Annotated in this window: 17 protein-coding genes; 11 read left to right on the top strand and 6 right to left on the bottom strand. The window is 73.1% G+C overall.

What is annotated here, in order from left to right; genetic code table 11:
* Positions 1-128 precede the first annotated feature (128 nt).
* The 3 genes from Voc01_RS40400 (at position 129) to Voc01_RS40390 (ending at position 2796) form a co-directional block, all read left to right on the top strand.
* Positions 129-1031 carry a hypothetical protein gene (locus Voc01_RS40400; protein ID WP_203932997.1) on the top strand — a complete coding sequence of 301 codons (903 nt, stop codon included), beginning with the start codon at positions 129-131 and terminating at the stop codon, positions 1029-1031.
* Between the two features lie 81 nt (positions 1032-1112).
* A complete protein-coding gene (locus tag Voc01_RS40395) occupies positions 1113-1670 on the top strand; it encodes a sigma-70 family RNA polymerase sigma factor (RefSeq protein ID WP_203932996.1) in 558 nt (185 codons plus the stop codon).
* Complete coding sequence (locus Voc01_RS40390) at positions 1654-2796, top strand: hypothetical protein (RefSeq protein ID WP_203932995.1); 1143 nt, start codon at positions 1654-1656, stop codon at positions 2794-2796. Before Voc01_RS40395 ends, Voc01_RS40390 begins: the two co-directional genes overlap by 17 nt.
* Positions 2797-2871: 75 nt before the next feature.
* On the opposite strand, the gene Voc01_RS40385 is transcribed toward Voc01_RS40390, so the two are convergent.
* Positions 2872-5859 carry a 3-keto-alpha-glucoside-1,2-lyase-like domain-containing protein gene (locus Voc01_RS40385; protein WP_203932994.1) on the bottom strand — a complete coding sequence of 996 codons (2988 nt, stop codon included), beginning with the start codon at positions 5857-5859 and terminating at the stop codon, positions 2872-2874.
* Between the two features lie 191 nt (positions 5860-6050).
* Positions 6051-8471, bottom strand: coding sequence for a tetratricopeptide repeat protein (locus tag Voc01_RS40380; RefSeq protein ID WP_203932993.1), 2421 nt, complete (start codon positions 8469-8471; stop codon positions 6051-6053).
* Positions 8472-8691: 220 nt separating this feature from the next.
* On the opposite strand from Voc01_RS40380, the gene Voc01_RS40375 reads away from it, so the two are divergent.
* Both Voc01_RS40375 and Voc01_RS40370 read left to right on the top strand, forming a co-directional pair.
* Entirely contained in the window at positions 8692-9819 is a 1128-nt protein-coding gene (locus tag Voc01_RS40375) for a HesA/MoeB/ThiF family protein (protein ID WP_203932992.1), read from the top strand.
* Positions 9812-10981 carry a hypothetical protein gene (locus tag Voc01_RS40370; protein ID WP_203932991.1) on the top strand — a complete coding sequence of 390 codons (1170 nt, stop codon included), beginning with the start codon at positions 9812-9814 and terminating at the stop codon, positions 10979-10981. Before Voc01_RS40375 ends, Voc01_RS40370 begins: the two co-directional genes overlap by 8 nt.
* Here the strand turns inward: Voc01_RS40370 and Voc01_RS40365 are convergent.
* Together Voc01_RS40365 and Voc01_RS40360 are read right to left on the bottom strand one after the other, a co-directional pair.
* Positions 10967-11398, bottom strand: coding sequence for an EVE domain-containing protein (locus tag Voc01_RS40365; RefSeq protein WP_203932990.1), 432 nt, complete (start codon positions 11396-11398; stop codon positions 10967-10969). The genes Voc01_RS40370 and Voc01_RS40365 overlap by 15 nt on opposite strands.
* Positions 11395-12864 carry a DNA polymerase domain-containing protein gene (locus Voc01_RS40360; protein ID WP_203932989.1) on the bottom strand — a complete coding sequence of 490 codons (1470 nt, stop codon included), beginning with the start codon at positions 12862-12864 and terminating at the stop codon, positions 11395-11397. Before Voc01_RS40360 ends, Voc01_RS40365 begins: the two co-directional genes overlap by 4 nt.
* A gap of 200 nt (positions 12865-13064) precedes the next feature.
* Here Voc01_RS40360 and Voc01_RS54300 point away from each other — a divergent pair, with 200 nt between their 5' ends.
* Genes Voc01_RS54300 through Voc01_RS40350 form a run of 3 tightly spaced genes read left to right on the top strand, consistent with a single transcriptional unit; the run spans position 13065 to position 16817 of the window.
* Entirely contained in the window at positions 13065-13193 is a 129-nt protein-coding gene (locus tag Voc01_RS54300) for a hypothetical protein (RefSeq protein ID WP_275423808.1), read from the top strand.
* A 4-nt stretch (positions 13194-13197) separates the two neighbouring features.
* Entirely contained in the window at positions 13198-15363 is a 2166-nt protein-coding gene (locus Voc01_RS40355; protein WP_203932988.1) for a glycoside hydrolase family 3 N-terminal domain-containing protein, read from the top strand.
* On the top strand, positions 15360-16817 hold the full coding sequence (locus Voc01_RS40350) for an MFS transporter (RefSeq protein ID WP_239160843.1): 1458 nt from the start codon (positions 15360-15362) through the stop codon (positions 16815-16817). Before Voc01_RS40355 ends, Voc01_RS40350 begins: the two co-directional genes overlap by 4 nt.
* Positions 16818-16979: 162 nt before the next feature.
* Here the strand turns inward: Voc01_RS40350 and Voc01_RS40345 are convergent, their stop codons facing one another.
* Positions 16980-18422: an MFS transporter gene (locus tag Voc01_RS40345; RefSeq protein WP_239160842.1), complete on the bottom strand. Its 1443-nt coding sequence runs from the start codon at positions 18420-18422 to the stop codon at positions 16980-16982.
* Between the two features lie 37 nt (positions 18423-18459).
* Positions 18460-19002, bottom strand: a complete 543-nt coding sequence (locus tag Voc01_RS40340) for a TetR/AcrR family transcriptional regulator (protein ID WP_203932987.1) — start codon at positions 19000-19002, stop codon at positions 18460-18462.
* 104 nt (positions 19003-19106) lie between these two features.
* Between Voc01_RS40340 and Voc01_RS40335 the strand changes: the two genes are divergently transcribed.
* The 3 genes from Voc01_RS40335 (at position 19107) to Voc01_RS40325 (ending at position 21363) form a co-directional block, all read left to right on the top strand.
* Positions 19107-19694, top strand: coding sequence for a sigma-70 family RNA polymerase sigma factor (locus Voc01_RS40335; protein WP_203932986.1), 588 nt, complete (start codon positions 19107-19109; stop codon positions 19692-19694).
* On the top strand, positions 19657-20805 hold the full coding sequence (locus Voc01_RS40330) for a hypothetical protein (protein ID WP_203932985.1): 1149 nt from the start codon (positions 19657-19659) through the stop codon (positions 20803-20805). The genes Voc01_RS40335 and Voc01_RS40330 overlap by 38 nt, the downstream gene beginning before the upstream one ends.
* A gap of 213 nt (positions 20806-21018) precedes the next feature.
* On the top strand, positions 21019-21363 hold the full coding sequence (locus Voc01_RS40325; protein ID WP_203932984.1) for a hypothetical protein: 345 nt from the start codon (positions 21019-21021) through the stop codon (positions 21361-21363).
* The last annotated feature ends 105 nt before the right edge of the window (positions 21364-21468 follow it).

The following is a 21468-nucleotide window of genomic DNA, read 5'->3' as shown; positions in this document are numbered from 1 at the left end:
AACGATCGACAGACACCACTTGTGAAACACGGCCTGGCCATCCACCGGAAAGAATCTCGACCTCCCGTGCAACCCCGTCGGGCGCTGCGGTGTGTAGGGCGCGTCCATCGACGAACGGGGAGGAAACAGTGATCCGAGTCAGCAGGGTGATCGCGGTCGGCGGTGCCGTCGCGGCACTCACGCTCGCGGGGGCGGCACCGGCCGTCGCCGACCAGCCTTCGCTGTCGGTCGGTACCGGCACCGCGGTCCTGACGCCGGCGGCCGGGGGTGGGTACGCGGGCCAGCTCGCGGTCCGGATCCGGGCCACCGGCGGCGACGTGTCCGGGGTGTCGGTCACGATCGTGCAGCCCGCCGGGCTGCGGTTCGCGGGCGAACGGAACGGCCAGTTGCACACGTGCGTCCCGGCTCCGGCCGTGGCGCCGCGGGCGCTGGAGTGCTACCTGCCGGTGACGATCGCCGCCGGACGTCACCACGACCTGTCCATCACCCTCACCTCGTTGGCCGGGCCGCAGCGGCGCTCGCGGTTCAGCGAGGAGGGGGCGGTCACGGTCGGGTCCGGGTCCGCGACGGCCACCGCGCGGTTCCGGGCGCTGCTGGTCGGCACCGGTCCCGGCGTCGACCCGGCGCCGTACCGGCCGGCGACCGAGCCCGACCTCGCCGTGACGGCCGGCCCGGCCGCGTTCGTCGACAACGGCGACGGCACGTGGAGCGGGCGACTGCCGGTGACGCTGAACGCCGCCACCGACGCCGAGCACGACGAGGTGGGGCTGACGGTCACCGGGCTGCCGGCGGGCAGTGGCGTCAAGGTGGAGGGCCAGCCGATCGGCTGCATGTACGGCGAGTGGGCGTGCCGGCTCGACGCCGTCGCGCAGGGTGCCCGGCGCACCTCGACCCTCCTGGTGTGGACCACCGAGCCGCCGCTCACGGGCTCGCCGCTCACGGTCGCGGTCGTTCCGGTGCGCGCCCTCCAGCCGGTCGCCGACGTGAACCCGGTGGACAACACCACCACGACCACCGTCACCATCAGCTGAACCGATACGTCGGAGCGGCGGCGGGCGTCTGCCCGTCGCCGCTGCGGCGTCCGATGCCTTACGGGGGAAGGTAGTGCTGACGTGTCACCGCCGCTGAGAGACCGGGGGACGCTCGAACCCGTGCCGGCGACCGGCACGACGGCGTCCGCCGGTTTCGACGAGTTCTACGCCGCGACCTTCGACAGCCTCACGCTGCAGCTGTGCGCGTACACCGGCGACCTCGCGTTCGCGCAGGACCTGGTGCAGGAGGCGTTCTGCCGGGCGCTGCCGCGGTGGCAGACGATCTCGATGTACGACAACCCGACCGCGTGGGTGCGCCGCGTCGCCTGGAACCTGGCCAAGAACCGGTTCCGGCAGGCGCGGCGCGCGCTCGCGGCCGCCGCACGGATGCGTCCGGCCACAGTGGACGCACCGACCGCCGACCGGGTCGACCTCGTGCGCGCCCTGTCGAAGGTGCCGGCGCGTTCGCGGCGGGTGTTCATCCTGTACCACATCGCCGACATGTCCATCGCGGACATCGCCGTGCAGGAGCAGGCGGCCGAGAACACCGTCAAGTCGTGGCTGCGCCGCGCGCGGCTGGTGCTGGCCGACGAGTTGGCGGAGAAACGGACGGAGGACGACGGTGCCGGATCACGATGAGCCGCGCCACCTCCGGGTCGCGCTGGACGACTTCCACTCCCGGGTCGCGCCGCGGATCGTCCGCCCGGGGGCGGCGCAGGTGCACCGGACCGTGCGCCGAAGGCGCCGCGTGCGCGCGGCCGCCGCTGTGGCCGCCGCCGTCGCCGTCGTCGCGGGGGCGGTGGCCCTGCTCGGCGGGCCGGTTCAACCGCCCGACACGGGAACTCCCGCGGAAACACCGGCGACGACTCCGACCGGGGCGCCCACCGCATCGGCGTCACATATGCCTTCGAGCCCGGGCCCGACGGCGGCCGCGCCCATGAGCGGAGCGGAACTGGCGGCGGCGACCGTCGACCTTCCGGCGTGGACGCAGCGCGCCTGCCCGACGGGCCGCCACACGATCGGTGGCGGCGGCGCGGTGACCATCGGCGCACTTGCACACGTCGATGTCGACCGCGACGGCGCCGCGGAGACCGCCGCGGTGCTCACCTGCCAGGGCGACGCCCAGGTGGTGGTGTTCGACCGCGGCGCGGCCGGTGCGGTGACGACCGTGGGCCAGGTGGTGCGCACCGGCGGCGCCATCAGGGCGGTGTACGGCGTCGTGGCGGCCGGTTCCCGCGTGCGGGTGGAGGTCGGCGACGCGGCCCGGCCGCCGCAGCGGCAGTGGCGCGGCTACGACTGGACCGGCGGCGCCTTCCAGCAGGCGGAGGGGCCGACGTCGTTCCCGCCCGACCCGAACGTCGCCGACCTGTCGGTGTCGGCGACCGACCTCGTGTGGGGCCCCGACGACGGCGGTGTCCAGTACGGCACCGTCACCGTGACGGTCCGCAACGACGGGCCGGGCACGCCGGCGCGGGTGGCCCTGTCGTTCGCCCTGGGCGGCGACACCTACCTCTACCAGGAGACCCTGCACGAACTCGACGGCTGGAACGGCTGCACCGTCGGTTCCGAGAACACGAAGGCCACCTGCCCGGTGACCGTGCCGCCGCCGGGACAGTCGCGCACGCTGACGTTCGAGCTCCGGCACGGGACCATCCACGGCACCGGCTTCACGTCGACGGTGCGGGTGACCGCCCTGCTGCCGGACGGCTCACCCGCCACCGACCCCGACGGCGGTGACAACGCCACGACGTTCACGACCCGCTGAACACCGCGCGACCGCGCCGTCGACGCGCCGCGCGGGTCAGGCTGCGTCCGGACAGCCTGACCCGCGACGGTCGCATCAGTTCAGCGGCTCGACCCAGACGTTGCGGTACTGGACCGGGTTTCCGTGGTCCTGCAGGCGGATCGAGCCCGTCGCCGGGCCCTCCGGGATGTTGCCACCGGTCGGGCCGGTGATGGCGAACCGGTCGTGCACCCGCTTGCCGTTCCACACCAGGGTCACCTGGGCGTTCTCGGTCTTGTTGCCCGCGGCGTCGTACCGGGCCGCGCGATACCAGATGTCGTAGGTCTGCCAGGTCTCCGGCGGCCGGGAGGCGTTGATGTCGGGCGCCTTCAGCGTGTAGATGGCGCCGGCCTCGTTGGTGTCGTTGGTGGGATCGCCGTAGGAGTCCAGGATCTGGATCTCGTAGCGCTCCTGGAGGTAGACACCGCTGTTGCCGCGGTTCTGGCCGGTGACCTCCGGTGGCAGCAACGGAACCTTGAACTCCACGTGCAGCCGGAAGTCGCCGAACGCCTGCTTCGTGCGCAGGTCCCCGCCGAAGACCTCCATGGCGTTGCCCGGCCTGCGCTGCCAGCTCGCCGGACGCCCGTCGGTGTGCTGCCACTCCGCGAGGTCGCCGCCGTCGAACAGGTCGATGCGCTGGCCCGGTCTCCGGACGGTGACGAGGTCGAGGTTGACGTTTCCGGTGTCCTCGGCGTCGAACCGGTACTGGATGGTGTTGTGGCCCGCCTTCAGGCGCAGCCGTTCGTTCTTCGTGGCCCACTCGTCCCAGGTGATCGTCGAGGGCAGCGCGCTCTGCGTCACCTTCGCGCCGTTGACGTAGACGCTCACCGTCTTGGTGCCCTGGAACGGGTTGGGGCCGTTGCTGTACCGCAGACCCACGTCGTACTCGCCGCCGTGGCGGACATCGACCTTGATCGTCGTGGACGCGTTCGGGTTCCAGTACCCGGCGACGAACCCGACGCCGCCGTAGCCGCGGTGGTCGGTCGCGATGGTGGCGCCGTTCTCCCGCTGGCCGGCCTCGGCCTCGTAGAAGACCTCGTCCCCGTGCTGGCCGGGGATGGCGTTGAGCGTGTACCAGGCCTCGGTGCTCCACAGTTCCTCACCGCCGCGGGCGGCGAAGGGACGCGGCGAGCGCAGATGCACCACGAACCCGGGCCGCAGCCCGTCCACCTTCAGCTCCACGGTCTTCCGGTCGCGCGAGACGCTCGCCTTCGTGACCGTCAGCTTCTCCTCGTCGACCTTCGGCCCGCCGTACTGCGGGGTCGCGACGTACCGCCACTGGGTGAGGCGGTACTTCTGCACCAGGTTCTCGATCGTCGCGTCGGACAACGGCTTGGTGTACTCGACCCGGAAGCCGTCCCTCGTGGCGCTCATCGACTTCATGTCGAACGCGGTGGTGCCGTTGGGCGTCAGCTTCTGCAGCCCGTGCCAGAGCTTGCCGGCCTGTCCCCAGTTGCCTTCCGCGCCGAGGCCGCCGATGTAGATCGCGCCGTCCGGCCCGATCGTGACCCGGTTGACGCCGGCCTCCAGGCCCTGCGTGTGCCGGAACACCGCGCCCTGGTACTCGCCGTCGACCTTCTCCAGGTACGCGCGCTGGAGCCCGCCGTAGGTGACGTCACCGATGAGCATCTGCCCCTTGAACGGCCCCTCCTTCAGCAGGACGGGCGTGCTCGGCGAGTTCGCGATCTCGTTCTGCGGCAGCCACAGCACGGGCTTCGTCACCGGGTTGGCGTCGAACGGACCGGTCGGGTTGGTGTAGTGGTTGAAGAACCGGTTCTGCTTGATGTGCACCAACTTCGACGAGGGCAGCCAGCCGCCCTGGTTGTCGGTCACGAAGAGCTCTCTGTCGGGACCCCAACCGAGGCCGTTCGGCGTGCGCAGCCCGCCCGCGACGTAGGTCACCTTGCCCGTGCGCCTGTTCACCACGACGCTCGTGCCGCGGTTCTCCGCCGGCTGCGGGTCGGTGGTGGCGCCACCGTAGTTGATCGACACCGACAGGTTCAGGTGGAAGTCGCCGTCGCGGTACAGCAGGCCGAACGCGAACTCGTGGAAGTTGCCGCCGAACGGCCACGTGGCGACCGTGCGGTACTCGTCGGCGACCTCGTCGCGGTTGGTGTCGCGCAGCTCGGTCAGCTCGTGCTTCTGCGAGACGAAGATGGTGCCGTCGACGACCGCCAGCCCCATCGGCTCCTTGAGCCCGCTGGCGACCTTCTTAGACCGCACGCGGCCGGCGTTGGTCTTCCCGGTGACGCGGTCGACGATGTAGACCTCGCCCTCGCTCTTGTTGCTGGCGCCCCACGTGGCGATGACGAGCCGGCCGTCGCGGGTCCAGTCCATCGCCGACACCTTCGGCTCGAACCCGTCGGGGCGCAGGTCGGTCAGCGTGTAGCCGGGGTTCACCGCGTCGAGCGGAAGGCCGTCGCCGGGGGCGTCGTTCACACCCTGGCACTGCTTGTAGCCGGGCGCGGTCACGCGGACGACGCCGGCGTCGGTGCTGAGGACCGAGTTCGGGACCACGACGAAGTCGGCCGCGCCCGGCGGCTGCCACGCCAACGTGAGCTGCTGGCCGCCGCCGGCCTCGAACATCTCCACGCGGACCGCGTGGTAGCCGGCGGTCAGCGTGGCGGAGCCGTCCTTGGAGGTGGCGCCGTGCAGCCCGTCGTGGTCGACGACGAGCGTGTCGTCGATGTACAGGCGGGAGCCGTCGTCACTGGTGAGCCGGAACGTGTAGGTGCCGTCGGCGGGAACGTCGAGGTTGGCGATCGCGTGGGTGAGGAAGTTGTCCTCGAGCCCGAAGTCGGCGTTGGACCAGTCGATCGTCGGCATCAGCTTGTCGACGTTGGGCGTCTGGCCGGGCTTGAGGGTGCAGATCGCTTCGAGCGGCACGCGGGTGTCGTACGTGCGCAACGTGACGCCGGGTTCCTGGGGCGGAAGCTCGGCGGCGTGCGCCGTGGCCGGTGCGGAGACGACGGCGGCGAGCGGGCCGAGGAGCGTGGCGCCGATCAGGGCCGCGAGGCGGCGCGTTCGTAACGGGCGGGGGGACATCCGGTCCTCCTTGGACGGTGCGCTGTCTGGGCGTGTCCGCGGGTGGGGGCGCGCGGGAACCGCTGTCGGGCCGGTGCTGGAGGGGTGGTAGCCCGGTGACGGCAGTGCGCAAATCATCGATGACATTCGTCCGCGGCGCTAGACCTTTCGAACGACGAATGCAAACTTTTGCCAGAATGAATAAAAGGGCCCTACGGCCGTCCGGCCGCGGTGACCGCGGCGTCCAGACCGGCCCGGGCGCGGGTGTTCTGGTCGCGGCAGTGGACGTCCGTCGCGGTGTCGAGGGCCGCGGTGAACCTGACGATGGCCGTCTCCGGGGTGCCCTGGGCGAGCGCGATGTCGCCCAGGGAGTTCAGCGTCCGGGCCTCGCCGGGCTGGTTGGCGACGGCGCGGAACAGGTGAAGGGCCCGGTCGAGCGCGGCGACCGCCCGCTCGTACCGGCCGAGCCTGGCGTGCAGGACACCCAGGCCCTCCAGGGCGTTGGCCTCGATGATCGGGTTGCCGGTCCGGCCGCTGAGGTCGACGGCGCGCTCGAGGTGGCGGGCGGCGCTGTCGTACCGCCCGAGGTCGCACTCGGCGGCGCCGAGGTTGGTCAGCGACCGGGTCTCGCCGGAGACGTGCCGGGTGTCGCGGTACCGGCGCAGGGCCTCCTCCAGGGGCGCGAGCGCGTCGGCGGGACGGCCGAGCCGGATGTTGATGTACCCGATGCTGTTCAGCGTGTTGGTCGCGCCGGGCTCGTTGCCGGCCCGCTCGAACACCGTCAGCGCCCGCTTCATGTACGTCAGGCCCGTGGCGAAGTCCTCGCGCCAGCAGGCGATGATGCCGAGGTTGGCCTGCGCCCGTGCCTGGCCCAGCCGGTCGCCGTACGCCTGGAAGAGGGTCAGCGCCCGGCGGACGTCGGTGGCGCCCTCGGCGTCGTGCCCCTGCTCGCACCGCGCGGCGCCCGATCCGAGGAGCGCGTACGCCTCGCCGACCGCGTCGCCGGCGTGCCGGGCCGCCTCGCGGGCCGCCGTGTGCGCCTCGAGCGCGTCGGAGGGGAAGTCGACCAGGTAGCGGTAGAACACGGTCGACAGGTCGACAGCGTGCCGCGGCCACCCGTGACCCGCGGCGACCCCCGTCGCCGCCACGATCGCCGGCCGTTCGACGTCGAGCCACGCCCGGGCCGCCAGCACGTCGTCGAAGGGCGGCGTCGGCATCACGGGCGGGTCGAGCGGCGGGCGGAGATGGACGTCGGTCGGGTGCAGGTGCCGCATCGCGGCGGTGCCCGCGCGGAGGTAGTAGTCGAACAGCCGGGTGGACGCGTCGTGCCGCGCCGTCTCGCTGTCCTCGTCGACGCCGCGTTCGAGGACGAACGCGCGGACGAGGTCGTGCAGCAGGAACCGGTCGGGCGCCGCCGGCCGCAGGAGATGGTCGTGGACCAGGTGGTCGAGGATCGTCCCCGCCGTGTCGGGGTCGGTGCCGGCCATGGCGGCCGCGGCGTAGCGGTCGATGTCGGGTCCGGGGTGCAGCGCCAGCAGCCGCAGCAGGCGCCGCCGTTCCGGCGACAGGTGCTGGTACGACAGGGCCAGCGCGGTCTCCACGTCGGAGTCCAGCCGGCGCGTGTCGTGTCGGCGGTCGAGCCGGTCGGCGTGGTCGGTCAGCGTCCACTCGGGCGCGCGTCGCATGTGTCCGGTGACCAGGCTGAGGGCCAGCGCCAGCCCGCCGCACCGCTGGACGATCCGCGCCACGGCGGCCGGGTCGGCGCCGGCCGCGACGTCGGGGTTCGCGCGGGCCAGGTACTCCCGCGCCTCGTCGACGGTGAAGACGTCGACGGCGACGTTCACCGCCGGCAGACCCGCCAGCCGGCGCCGGCCGGTGACGAGGGTGACCACGCCCGGCACGGCGGCCACCAGCGGCCGGACCTGCTCGAGGTCGGCCGCGTCGTCGAGCACGACCAGCGCGCGGGTGCCGGCCAGCCGGGTCCGGAACGCGACCGACCGCTCGGCGAGACCGAGCGGGATCCGGTGCGCGGGCACGCCGAGCAGCCGCAGGAAACCCTCGAGCACAGCGCCCGGATCGGCCGGTGGCTGGTGCGGGTCGGGATGGAACCCGCGCAGGTTGACGAACAGCACGGTGGCGAACGGCTGCCGCCGGGCCAGGAGGTGCCCCAGGTGGACGGCGAACTGGGTCTTGCCGGCACCGGCCATGCCCTCGATCGCCACCACGAGGCCCGCCGCGCCCTCGGACGCGGCGACCACCCGCTCGATCTGGGCGTGCCGGCCGGTGAACTCGGCGAGGTCGCGCGGCAGCGCGTCCATCACCCGGACCTGTGAGGCCGCCGTGGCCCGGCGGCCGACGACGCGCAGCGCCTGCTGCCACTGCGCGACATAGCCGGGGTCGTCGTGCAGCGCGCGGACGATGGACGTCAGCAGTTCGGCGTCCAGGCGGCGCCGGCCGGCCTTGAAGCAGTCCACGACCGTTCCCCGCCGCACCGTCACGCCGGCGGCCCGGTTGATCCGGGCGCAGATCACCGTGAACGAGGGGTCGCCGGCCCAGACCTTCAGGGCCCGCAGGTGACCGGTGAGCTCGTCGACGGTGACAGCCGTGCCCGGGTCGGGAATTGTCGCGTCCACCGGGCCCTCCGTCCTCTGTCGGGGCCCGAGCGTACATCGACGTATGGGATCGTTTGGAATTCGCGACCCACCCGCGTCGCTGCTGCAGGATCGTCTCCGCCGGCGCGGACGTGCCGGCGGACGGTCCTGACAGAGGGGAGTCACGAGATGACGATCGAGGTCGAAGAGATCGAGCCGGTGAAGACGACCGACATCGTGTGGTGCTGACCGGCGCCACCGGATGAACAGGCACGCCGGCGTGCCGCTCGCCACCGGCCGCTCCGTGGTTCTCAAGGAGTGCTCCTGGCGGCGGGTCGGCACGTCGCTGCTGGTGATGTTCGACCCTGCCCGCACGGTGCGCCTCGCCGACCCGGACGGCCGGGTCGAGCGGCTGCTGGAGGAGCTGGCGGCCGGGCGGCGCCAGCTCTCCGCGGTGCACGCGGCGCTCGTCGAACGGGGGGATGTCGCGGCCGACGAGAGCATCGACGCCGCGATCGCGACGCTCGACGGGCTCGGGCTCGTGGAGGACGGCGCGACGGCGTCGCTGGAGCCCGGTGAGGACCCCGAGCGCCACGCCAGCACGCTCGCGTTCTTCTCGTCGTTCGCGTCGCTGGAGCGGGGACGGGCCGACTTCGTCCGACGGTTGCGCGGCGCGCACGTCCTGCAGCTGGGTGCCGGCGGCATCGGGTCGGCGGTCGTGCAGGCACTGTGCGGGATGGGAGTGGGCGGCGTCACGATCGTCGACCACGACACGGTCGCCGTCGGCAACCTGGCCCGGCAGTTCCTGTACCGGCGCGCGGACCTCGGGCGTCCCAAGGTCGAGCGGGCCGTGGAGTGGATCGACGAGGTCCACCCGACCACGACGGCGAACGGGGTGATGCGCCGGGTGCGCTGCGCCGACGACGTCGCCGACCTGCTCGACGGCGTCGACGTGGTGGTCTGCGCCATCGACGTGCCGTCGGACGTGGGGCTGCGGGTCGGCGAGGCAGCGACGCCGCGCCGGGTGCCGTCGGTGCACGCGGGTGTCGGTCCGTTCGGCGTCCGGTACGGGTCGGTGCTGCCGGGACGCTCGGCGTGCCTGTCGTGTGTCGACAGTGGACTGCGCCGCCGCCAGCCACCGGACCGGGCGTCGGCCGAGTACGACCTCGCCGCGCGGCTGCACCGGCCCAACCCGTCCACGGCGTCGCTGGTGATGCTGGCGGGTTCGCTGGTGAGCCTGGAGGTGGTCCGGTTGCTCACCGGGTTCCAGGCGCCGCAGGCGGCCGGTGCCCGGGTGACCGTCCGGCTCGACGACGGGCTCGTGCCGCACGTGGACCGCTTCGACCGCGACGCCGGATGCCCGGTCTGCGGCGGGCTCGGCGATGGATAGTTCGACGGTCGCGCTCAAGGAGCTGAGCTTCCTGGAGGAGGGCGGGCGCGTCGTCGTCGGCGACCCGGCCGTCGGGCGGTTCATCGCGGTCCCACCGGTCGGCGCCGTGGTGATCCGCGCGCTCCGCGACGGCGCGACGGTGGGCGAGGCCGCCGCCGCGGCCGAGCGCGTCGCGGGCGAACCGGTCGACGTCGCCGCGTTCGTGGAGACGCTGCGGAAGGTCGGCTTCGTCGACGACGAGAGTCCGGAAGGGGGGCACCGTACGGCGGCCGTGCACCTGTCCGGGTGGCGCAGCGGGCCGCTGTTCCGCCCGCTCTTCGGGCGCGTCGCCTGGACCTGCTACGGCCTGTCCTACGTGGCCGTCGCCGTCGCGTTCGCGTGGGATCCGGGACTGATGCCCCGGCCGTCGGACGCCTTCGTGTCCGACGACGTGGGTCTCAGCCTGGTCGTGTTCCTGGCCCTGACGACGCTGTCGACCGCCGTCCACGAGTGCTGGCACTGGCTGGCCGCGGCCGCCGCCGGCGTGCCCGCCCGCTTCGGCGTCGACCGCCGCCTCTACTTCGTGGTGTTCGAGACCGACCTCAGTCAGCTCTGGCGCCTGCCCCGGCGCGGGCGCTACGGTCCGGTGCTCGCCGGCCTCGCCGTCGACGGCGTCGTGCTCGCCGCGTTGACCGGCGCGCTGGCGGCCGCGGGCGCGGGCCTGTGGGCACCCTCGCCGTGGGTGCTCGCGCTCGTCCGGGGACTGCTGCTGGCCAAGCTGCTGACCGTCGGCTGGCAGGCGATGGTGTTCCTGCGCACCGACCTGTACGCGGTGCTGGTGATCGCCACGGGAACGCTGAACCTGTGGCGGGTCAAGACGCTGCTGCTGCGCCGCGCGTTGCGCCGCTTGGACGCCGACGGGCGCGCCGAGCTCGACCGCGCGAACCCGCGCGACCTGGCGGTAGGTGCCTGGTTCCGGTGGGTGTGGCTGGCCGGGTTCGCCGTGGCCGCCGCCTATCTCGTCGGCTTCTACGTACCGGCGGCGGCCGTCGTCGTGCGGTACGTGCTCGACGGTCTCGCGGCCGGTCCCGGCGCACCGTCGTTCTGGTACGCGGCGGTGGTCGCGGCGCTCGTGCTGTGGCCGCACGTCGCCGTCGTCGTCGCGCCCCTACGGAGACGGTGACAGGTGCGCGCGGATCGCCTCGTACTCCGCGCGGGTGGCGACGGACGGGTTGGCCGCCATCGGCTGGCGGAGCACCTCGAGGTCGCCCAGGCGCGGGTCGGTCCGTAGCGCGTCACGGGGGACGGGTTCCTCGAGCCACCGCAGGGCCACCGGGACGTGCTGCCGCCGACCGTCCCCTGTGGACACCCGACCGGTGAGCGTCCCGACGGCCCAGACGCCCGGTGTGACCCGGCGGCTGCCGCTGACCCACAGCAGCACCGGCTGCCCGGGCGCCATGAGGGCGGTGCGGTAGGAGCGCTGGACGCACCACCGTGCCACGTCGTCGCGGCGGGCGGCCCGCTCCGCGACGTCGGAGTGGTCGCCGTTGGCCTTCAGCAGCCAGGCGCCGAGGTCGTCGAGGGACACGCGCGCGGTCATGTCAGGGCCGGCAGGCGTTGCGGGTGGGTGAGGAGGTCGGCGAACAGGTCGCCGCGCTCGGCGACGCGCGCGGGGAGGGTCCGGATGGTGAAAGCGTCGGGGCGCAGGTCGGGGTCGTCGAGCTCGTCCCAGTCGATGGGCGCGGAGACGGGCGCGCCGGCGGCAGCCCGCGGGCTGTAGGGCGCGACGAGGGTCTTGTTGACGGCGTTCTGCGTGTAGTCCAGGCGCGCGCGGCCACCGCGCTCGTTCACCTGCCACTTCCAGCTCACCAGTTCGGGGACCACCGCGCCGACGGTACGCGAGAGCTGCTCCACCCACGCCCGGGTGGCGGCGAAGTCCGGACCGGGCCGGATCGGCACCCAGATCTGGATGCCGCGGCGGCCGGTCACCTTGGCCCGGGCGCACAGCCCGAGGTGTTCGAACGCGGTGCGGTGCAGGCGCGCCAGGGTCAGCAGGTCCTGCCAGTCGGTGCCGCCGCCCGGGTCCAGGTCGATGAGCGCGTACGTCGGACGGTCCGGCGCGTCGACCCGGGACGTCCACGCGTGCCACTCCAGCGCCCCGAAGTTGGCCGCCCACACCAGTGCGGCCGGCTCGTCGACGACGAGGTACGTGTGGGTCCCGTCGGGATCGGTCCACCGGGGCAGCCACTCCGGCGCGTGGGTCGGCACCTCCCGGTGCCAGAAGCCCTTGGCCTGCGCGCCCTGCGGGAACCGGTGCATGTTCAGCGCGCGCCGGGTCAGGTACGGCAGCACGGTCGGCGCGATCCGCGCGGCGTACCGCAGGAGGTCGCGCTTGGTGACGCCGCCGGGGAACAGCACCTTGTCGAGGTTGGTCACCGCCAGCTCGCGGCCGAAGACCCGCCACGTGCCCCGCGTGCGCAGCGCGTCCAGGTGTCCCAGCTCCTCGGGCGAGGCCGCGACCGGCGACGGCTTGAGCGGAACCGACGCCCGCGCCGCCGGGAGGTCCGACCGCCACAGACGGTCGGGGTCGGCCTTGACCTCGTCGCTGGTGCGTCCACTGAGGACGGAGCGGGGATGGTCCTCGGCGTCCCACCCGTCGACGGCGAATCCGTCGTTCTTGTGCAGCAGCAGCCAGTCCTCCCGACGGGACGACCGTCCGGATGAACCGCGGCCGGTGCGCACGAGCACGAACCGGCCGCGCAGCTTCTCTCCGAACAGGTCCACGTGGTACTCGCCGTCGGTGGGCGGTCTCGCCGGCTCCCACGTGCCGGCGTCCCAGACGATGACGTCGCCGCCGCCGTAGGTGCCGGCCGGGATGACGCCCTCGAAGTCGATGTACTCCAGGGGATGGTCGTCGACCTTGTACGCGGCCCGCCGCACCGACGGGTCGAGCGTCGGGCCCTTCGGCACCGCCCAGCTCACGAGGACACCGTCGACCTCCAACCGGAAGTCGTAGTGCAACCGACGCGCCCGGTGCCGTTGCACCACGAACCGCGGGGTCGACATGCCAACCCCGATACCCAGCGACACCGGCGGATAACGCCACGGTGGTGGAGTAGGGCGTATCGACCGAATCGCCGGGCCGCGCGGTCAGCTGATGACCGGATGATCGAAAGTGCTGGCGACTTTCTGCTGTTTCGGGCGAGGGGCGGACCGCGAAAAGTCGCCACCACTTTCGATCTTGGTCGGGTTCCGGGTCGGCCCCCGTGATCGGCACGGCACCGCTGGCGGTTTCGAGCGCCGGCAACCAGAATTACGATCTTCTGCTCTACAGCGCCGGCGTGGCGGCGCTGATCGGCGCGCTCGTCGTGCTCCCGATCAGGAAGGTGAGGTGACGGCGTGGACATCGAGGAGCTCCTCGGCCGGATGACGCCAGCGGAGAAGGCCGGCCAGCTGACGCAGTACTTCTACTTCACGCTCCCGGACACCGGTGACACCGAGCCGGCGCCCGGCGTCGACCGCGAGGAGCAGCCGCACGCGGTGGAGGCGGCACTCGCCCGCGGCGGGGCGGGCTCGCTCCTGTTCGTCACCGACCCGGCCGAGACGAACCGGTTGCAGCGCCTGGCCCTGGAGGGCGGCGGGGTGCCGCTGCTGTTCGGGTTCGACGTCATCCACGGGCTGCGCACCATCTTCCCGGTGCCGATCGCGATGGCCGCGTCGTGGGACACCGACCTCATCGAGCGCGGCCAGGCCGTCGCCGCCCGCGAGGCCCGCGCGGTCGGCATCCACCTGACGTTCGCGCCGATGGTCGACATCGCCCGCGACCCCCGGTGGGGCCGCATCATCGAGGGCGCGGGGGAGGACCCGTTCCTGGGCGCGGCCGTCGCGGCCGCTCAGGTCCGCGGTTTCCAGCGGGACCTCATCGCGGGACCCAAGCACTTCGCCGGCTACGGCGCCGCGGTCGGTGGCCGCGACTACGACGAGGCGAACATCTCCGAGTACGAGCTGTGGAACGTCTACTTCGAGCCGTTCCGGGCGGCGGTCGAGGCCGGCGCCGGGAACATCATGACCGCGTACATGGACCTCAACGGCGTCCCCGCGTCGGGCAGCCACTGGCTGTTCACCACCGTGCTGCGGGACACGTGGGGTTTCCGGGGCTTCGTGGTCAGCGACGCCAACGCGGTCCGCAACCTGGTGACGCACGGCTTCGCGAAGGACCTGCCCGACGCCGCCGCGCGGGCCGTGACCGCCGGCGTCGACCTGGAGATGGCGATCTCCGACCCGGCCTACGACCACCTGCCCGACACCGACGTGCCCGCCGACGTCATCGACACGGCCGTCCGGCGGATCCTGGAGGCGAAGCAGCGCCTGGGCCTGTTCGACAACCCGTACGTCGACGAGGACCTCGCCCGCGTGACGCTCGCCGACCCCGCACACCGCGAGGCGGCCCGCGAGGCCGCGCAACGGTCGGCCGTGCTGCTGCGCAACGAGGGCGGCCTCCTGCCGCTGGCGCCCGACCGGTCGGTCGCGGTGATCGGGCCGCTGGCGGACTCGAAACGCGACACCCTCGGTCCCTGGGTCTTCGACTTCGACCTCGACGAGACGGTGACCGTTCTCGACGGCATCCGGCGGGTCGCCGGAGACCGGGTGACGTACGCGCGCGGGATCCCGGTCGCGCAACGGGTCTTCCCGTCGATGTTCGACATGTTCGGCGGCAACCGGCCCGAGGACCCGGAGGGCTTCGACGCCGACGCCGCCTTCGCCGAGGCGGTCGAGGTCGCCACGGCGGCCGACGTCGCGGTCGTCGTGCTCGGCGAGTGGCAGAACATGATCGGCGAGGCGGCGTCGCGGTCGTCGCTCGACCCGCCCGGCCGGCAGCTGGACCTGTTGAAGGCGGTCGTCGCGACCGGCACGCCCACCGTGCTGCTGCTGATGAACGGACGCCCGCTCGACCTGCGCTGGGCCGCCGCGCACGTGCCGGCGATCCTCGACATCTGGTACCCCGGCACCCAGGGCGGCAACGCCGTCGCCGACCTGCTGTTCGGCGCCGTGTCCCCGGGCGGGAAGCTGCCGTTCAGCTGGCCCCGTACCGTCGGCCAGATTCCGATGACGTACTCGCATACGGTCTCGCACGAGCCGCAGAACCAGGCGCGCCGCTACTGGGACGAGGAGAGCACGCCGTTGTTCCCGTTCGGCCACGGGCTGAGCTACGGCCGGTTCGGCTACTCCGACCTGACGGCCACCGTCGACGGCGACGACGTGCGGGTGTCGGTGACGGTCACCAACACCTCCGGCGTCACGGCGCCCGAGGTCGTGCAGCTGTACCTGCACCAGCGCCACGGCCGGGCGTCACGCCCGGTCCGCGAGCTGAAGGGCTTCCGGCGCGTCGTTCTCGACGGCGGCGCCTCCGAACGCGTGGAGTTCGCCGTGACCCCGGAGCACCGGAGCTACTGGCACGCCGCCGTCCGCGACCGGGTCCTCGACGACTCCGTCTTCGACGTCTACGTCGGCGGCGACTCCACGGCGTCGCTCGCGACGACGTTCGAGATCACCACGCCCGGGTGAGACGGCGGTGGCACGCGTTGTCGGTCGCGCTCGTCGCGGCGTTCACGACGCTGCTGGACGTCAGCATCGTGAACATCGCGCTGCCGGCCATCCGCGCCGACCTCGACCTCAGCCCGGGCGAGATCCAGTGGGTGCTGTCGGGCTACGCGCTGACCTTCGGTCTGCTGCTGGTGCCGGCCGGCCGGATCGGGGACGCCCGCGGCCGGCGCGGCGTGTTCGTGGTCGGGGTGGCCGCGTTCACGGTCGCCAGCGCGGCCGCCGGCCTCGCGACGGGCCCACTGTGGCTGGTCGTGGCGCGCCTCGTGCAGGGAGCCGCGGCCGGCATCGTCAACCCGCAGGTGTCGGGCCTCATCCAGCAGCTGTTCCGGCCCGAGGAGCGGGGCCGGCCGTTCGGTCTGCTGGGCGCGACCATCGGCGTGTCCGCGGCCGTGGGCCCGTTGCTCGGAGGTCTGCTCATCGCGGTGTTCGGCGCCGAGGACGGGTGGCGCTGGGTGTTCTACATCAACGTGCCGATCGGGGTCGCGGCGATCGTCCTCGGGTACCGGTGGATGCCGGCGTCGCGCACCCGGGAGTCGGCGGTCCGCGGCTCCGCGCCGGCCGGTCACCGTCGGGAGTCGCTCGATCCGGTCGGGGTCCTCCTTCTCGGGACCGGCGTGCTGCTGCTCCTTCTCCCGCTCGTGCAGGAGCGGGAGTGGCCCGGTACGGACAAGTGGCTGCTGGTCCCGGCCGCGGCCGTGGTGCTGGCCGGTTTCGTCGCGTGGGAGCGGCGCTTCGCGTGGCGGGGCACGGCGCTCGTGGACCTGAACCTGCTCGCCGTGCGCTCCTACGGGCTGGGCGCGTTGATCGGGCTGCTCTACTTCGCCGGGTTCACCACGCTGTTCTTCGTCTACACGCTGTACCTGCAGAGCGGACTGGGCTACTCGGCGCTGGCCGCGGGCGTGTCGGTGACGCCGTTCGCGGCCGGCTCGGCGGTCGCCGCCGCCGTGAGTGGCCGCTTCGTCGGCCGGTTGGGGCGGTCGCTCGTCGCGGCCGGTCTGGTCGCGGTGACGGTCGGCTTCGTCGCGACGTACGTGGCGGTGACGCTCGTTCCCGGTCACCGCGCCGGCTGGGCCACGGCGGTCCCGCTGCTGGTGGCCGGCCTCGGCAGCGGCCTGGTCGTGAGCCCGAACCAGACGTTGACGCTGTCGGAGGTGCCGGTGCGCCGCGCCGGAAGCGCCGGTGCCGTCCTGCAGACCGGTCAACGCGTGGGCACGGCGACCGGCATCGCCGCGGTGGGCGCGGTCTTCTTCAACCGCCTGACCGCCAACGGCGGCGACTACGCCGCCGCGTTCCGCGCCGCCCTCCTGGTGACGACGGCATTCGTGGTGGTGGCGCTGGCGGCCGCCCTGTGGGACGTCCGCGGCGGCCGGCGGCAGGTGCCCGAGCACGTCGCCGCCCACCGCGCCCCGGCGTAGCACCTCCCGTACCTTCGCCTTTGCCCAGCGCCGCCCAGCGCCGTGGTGCGTGGAGTGGTTGTGGCAGTGCCCGTGCGCGGTGCGCGTGGGCGTGGGGCGGGTGGGCGTGGGCGTGGGTGCGCGGTGCGTGGGTGCCGGGCGTGGGGCGTGTGGGTGGGCGGTCTAGCGGGTCGGGTCGAGGTCGCGGTCGACCAGGGTGAAGACCACGACGGCCACGACGAGCATGATGAGGCCCGCCACCAGGCTGGTGTCGGCCATCGCCGTCACGAAGGCGTCGCGGGCCCGCTCGGCCAGGGCCGGTTGCCCGGTCTGTGCGGCGATCTCCACCGCCGCGCCGAGGGACTCGCCGGCACCGGGGGCGGCGGCCCCGAGTCCATCGCGGTAGAGGGAGGCGGCCACGCTGCCCAGCACCGCGACGCCGATCACGTTGCCCAGGTCGTAGGCGGTCTCCTCGACGGCGGCGGCGTTGCCGGCGCGTTCCGGGGGTGTCCCGCCCATGATCATCGCCGAGGCGATGGCCAGGGCGCCGGTGCCGGCGCCGACCAGGAACATGGCGACCGCCACCACCGGGTAGCGCGTCGACACCGGGACCAGCAGCAGCCCGGCCCCGCCCACGGCCAGCCCTCCGGCGAGCACGGCGCGGGCGCCGATCCGGGCGGCGAGGGCCGGCGCCAGCGGCGACCCGACGAGCCCACCCGCGGCCACCGGCAGCAGGTGCACGCCCGACTCCAGCGGCGACTGTCCCAGCACGAGTTGCAGCCACTGGGCGAGCAGCAGCAGGGCCGCCGCGAGCGCGGCCGTGGACCCGAACGCCGCGACGACGCCCGCGGTGAACGGTCGGTTCCGGAACAGCCGGACGTCGAGGAGCGGGTCGGTGCGCCGCAGGCACCGCAGCACGAACCGCCCGAGCAGCGCTAGCCCGGCCACGAAAGCGGCCACCCCGGCCGGGTCGCCGATGTGCTTGACCGCCCAGACCACCAGCACCATCCCGGCGATCGACAGGGCGGTGCCCACGAGGTCCCATCGACCCGGACGCGGATCGCGCGCCTCCGGCAGCACCAGCGCCCCGGCGACCAGCGCGACCACCATGCACGGCACGTTGACCAGGAACGCCGCCCGCCACCCCGAGTGCTCGAGCAGCAGCCCGCCGACGATCGGTCCGACAGCCGCGCCCAGGGCGGCGACGGCCGACCACACGCCGAGCGCGGTCGCCCGTTCGCGCGGGTCGGTGAAGACGCTGCGGATCAGCGACAGCGTCGTCGGCATGATCATCGCGCCGCCGACGCCGAGCAGCGCCCGCACGGCGACCACCACCTCGGCCGATCGCGCGACCAGCACCAGCGCGGACGCGCCGCCGAACACGACGAACCCGGCGAGCAGCATGCGCCGGCGGCCCCAGCGGTCGGCGAGCGCGCTCACCGTCACCAGCAGTCCGGCGAGCACGAGCGAGTAGCTGTCGATGATCCACAGCTGCTGTGTGGCGGAGGGCCGCAGGTCGGCGGCCAGGTCGGGCAGGGCGATGGTGAGGATGGTCAGGTCCATGACCACGACGAGCAGGCTCGCCGACAGCACGGCCAGCGCGCCCCACCGCCGGGCCGCGCTCACGCGCGTCCCCGTGGCGCGCTCCCCGCGAGGGCCGCGCTCACGCCGGTCCCCACAGAAGGGTGACCGTCGCGGTGAGCCGGTCGAGGTCCATCGGTGCGCCGTCGAGCACCGCGTGCAGGGTCGCGCCGTCGAGGAACACGGCGACCGCGCGCGCGGTGGCGGGGTCGGTGTGCCGCGACAGCATCGCCACGAAGCCGTCGAACCAGCGCCGGACCAGCGGTCGCAGCGCCGGGTCGCGGATGGCGGCGGTGTAGAGGACGGTCTCCAGCCGCACGAGGTCGCCGGTGGACATCCACTCGTGCACCAGCCGGGCGATCATCTCCGCCGGCGAGTCGGCCGTGTCCAGCGCGAGCCCGATCCGGCCCAGTTCGGCGTCGTACCCCTCGACGAGGATGGCCAGCGCCGCCTCGCGGAGGTCGTCCAACGTCGCGTAGTACTGCGTGGTCGACCCGAGCGGCACCTCCGCCCGCCGGGCCACCTGCCGATGGGTCACCGTGCTCGTTCCGGTCTCCATGATCAGCTCTGCCGCCGCCTCGGCGATGCGGCGCCGCCGCCCCTCCGGGTCCCGTCGCGCTCTCACGCTCTTAATGTACTTGCGTACATGTACAAACGTACAGGAGGACCGGTGCATCGTTTGTGGGGTGCTGCACCGTCCTATCCCCGGCGGAGCGGAGGGAGCCCGGTTTGACACCAGATGACCAGGAACGCTTCCGGGAGTTCGTGGCGTCGCGGATGGCGTCGTTGCGCAACCTGGCGTTCGTGACCTGTGGAAACTGGCACGCCGCGGAGGACGCGGTGGCCAACACCCTGGCGAAGCTGTACCCGCGGTGGCACAAGCTCGACCGGCCCGACCTGTACGCGCAGACGATGGTCGTGCGCGCGGCGATCGACGAGACCCGCCGGCCGTGGTGGCGGCGGGAACGGTCGGCCGGCGACACCATGCCCGACGTCGAGCTGGCCGACCCGAGCGGCGCCACCGACGAGCGGCTGCGGGTGCGGGCCGCGCTGCAGTCCGTGCCGGCCCGCCAACGCGCGGTGCTGGTGCTGCGGTACTACCTCGGCATGTCGGGTGAGGAGGCCGCCGAGGCCCTGGGTGTGCGCGCGGCGACCGTCAGGAGCCAGACCAGCCGCGGTCTGGACAGTCTTCGGGCGGCACTGGCCGCGGGAGGTGTGGTGCTGGATGAGCAGGAACTTGGAGGAGCGATCAATGCGGATGCGGGACGTGGTGGACACGGTGACGCAAGACCCACCGCCGCTGCGGTACGGCGTTGACGACATAGTCGCGTCGGGCGAGCGGGCGCAGCGGCGCCGGCGGTTCGTCCGCGCGGGGGCGGGCGCGGCGTCCGTCGTGGTCGCGCTCGGTGTCGCGGCCGCGGTGGTGGTCCCGTCACTGTCGGCAGGACCCGATGGGACCGGCGTGAGCACGCCGGATGCCCCGGCCGCACCGGCCGCGGCCCCGGCCGGCCCGGCGGCGCCCTTCACGTTCACCTTCACCGCCTACCAGGTGGGTCGGTTGTCGGTGGCGGCGCCGATCACGGTGTCGACCTCGTACCAGCTGGCGTCCGTCTACGCCGAGGGGCTCGTGTCGAACGACAAGCCGGTCGAGCCGTCCACCGAGGAACCGTCGGGACCGCAGAAGGGTGACCCCGGCTACCGGCCCGACCCGAACCCGACGAAGCAGCTGTCGGCCTACCTCGCCGTCTACCGTCCCGGCGCCTACGACGCCACGAAGCTGGCCGGCGCCACGCCGGTGACGGTCGCCGGCCGGCCCGGCCTCGAGGCGACCTCCACCGGCGGCAGCTGGGACATGGAGCGCACCCTCGCCTGGCAGTACGCCGACGACGCCTGGGCGGTGATCTCGTCACTGTCCGACGACGTGAACCACCCGTCGGCCGACGCCCTGCGGCAGCTGGCCGCCGGGCTGCGCACCGAGCTCCGCACGCCGGCGAAGCTGCCGGTCAAGCTGTCCTACGTGCCGGCCGGCTACGGCCTGACCGAGGTCGGCATGAAGGCCACCACCGGTCTGAACGGTGTGGTGTCGGCCCGCAGCGGCGACTTCGGCGGCCTGCTGTTCAGCAAGCCCGCCCTGCCGACGACCGGCCTGACCGGTCCGTACACCGGCCCCGACGGCGGCAACCCGGCCGGCAGCTTCGCGATGTACATCGTGCCGGCGCGCAACTCCAACCAGCAGCCGGCGCCGGGCATCACGTGCCTCAACGGCTTCTGCAACCGCTGGTTCGCCGGCAACACGGTGAAGGTGCAGGTGTCGAGCGAGGGCCTGCTCCCCAACGCCGAGATGCGGCGGATCCTGGAGGGCGTCACGCTGGCCGACGTCCAGAACGTGACCACCTGGACCGAGGCCACCGCGTCGATCCCGGCGTGAGCGCCGCGGCGGCCGCCCGCACCCCCGTCGGGCGGCCGCCGCGGTAACGGCTCCCATCGGCCCGGGGCGGCACCGGGCGCGGGGGACCGATGCCGCATCCTCCGATCGGCTGGCCTGGGCCGACTAAAGCATTGTTTGGAGCGTTTTGGGTAGTTTAGGGCTCCTCATGGCGGAACATACTCTGTGTAGTTGAAACATCACGGAGGGGAAATCATGAGGACGATGCAGCGCGCGATCGCCATGGTCGGGCTCACTCTGATGACGGGGGGCATGCTCGGCGTCACCGCGACCGCGGCGTCCGCCGCACCCACGCAGGAGAAGGCCACCCAGAGCGTCGAGCGGCACCGCGACCACGACGGAGACCGGGACCGCTGGCGTCACCGCGACCGCCGGGTCTTCAAGGGCATCTACCCGAGCGAGCGGATGTGCCGGTTCATCGGCCGGACCGGCGACTGGGAGGGCCGGTGGGACGACCCGGAGTGCGTGCAGGTCGGACGCCGCGCCTGGGCGCTGTGGGTCGAGCCGGACAACGACCGTCGCTGGCGTGGTCACCGCTAGGGGCATAGCGGGGGAGTAGAGCGGGTGGCGCGACGCGCCACCCGCTTTTCCGTGGTGTGCGGTTGAATGCTCCGGGACCAGAGTGCGATCGACCCGCGACCAGGG

The sequence above is a fragment of the Virgisporangium ochraceum genome (assembly GCF_016863655.1).
In the GTDB taxonomy this organism is placed as follows: domain Bacteria; phylum Actinomycetota; class Actinomycetes; order Mycobacteriales; family Micromonosporaceae; genus Virgisporangium; species Virgisporangium ochraceum.
Note: the sequence above shows the minus strand (reverse complement) of the source record. Positions and strands in the feature narration are given on the sequence as shown.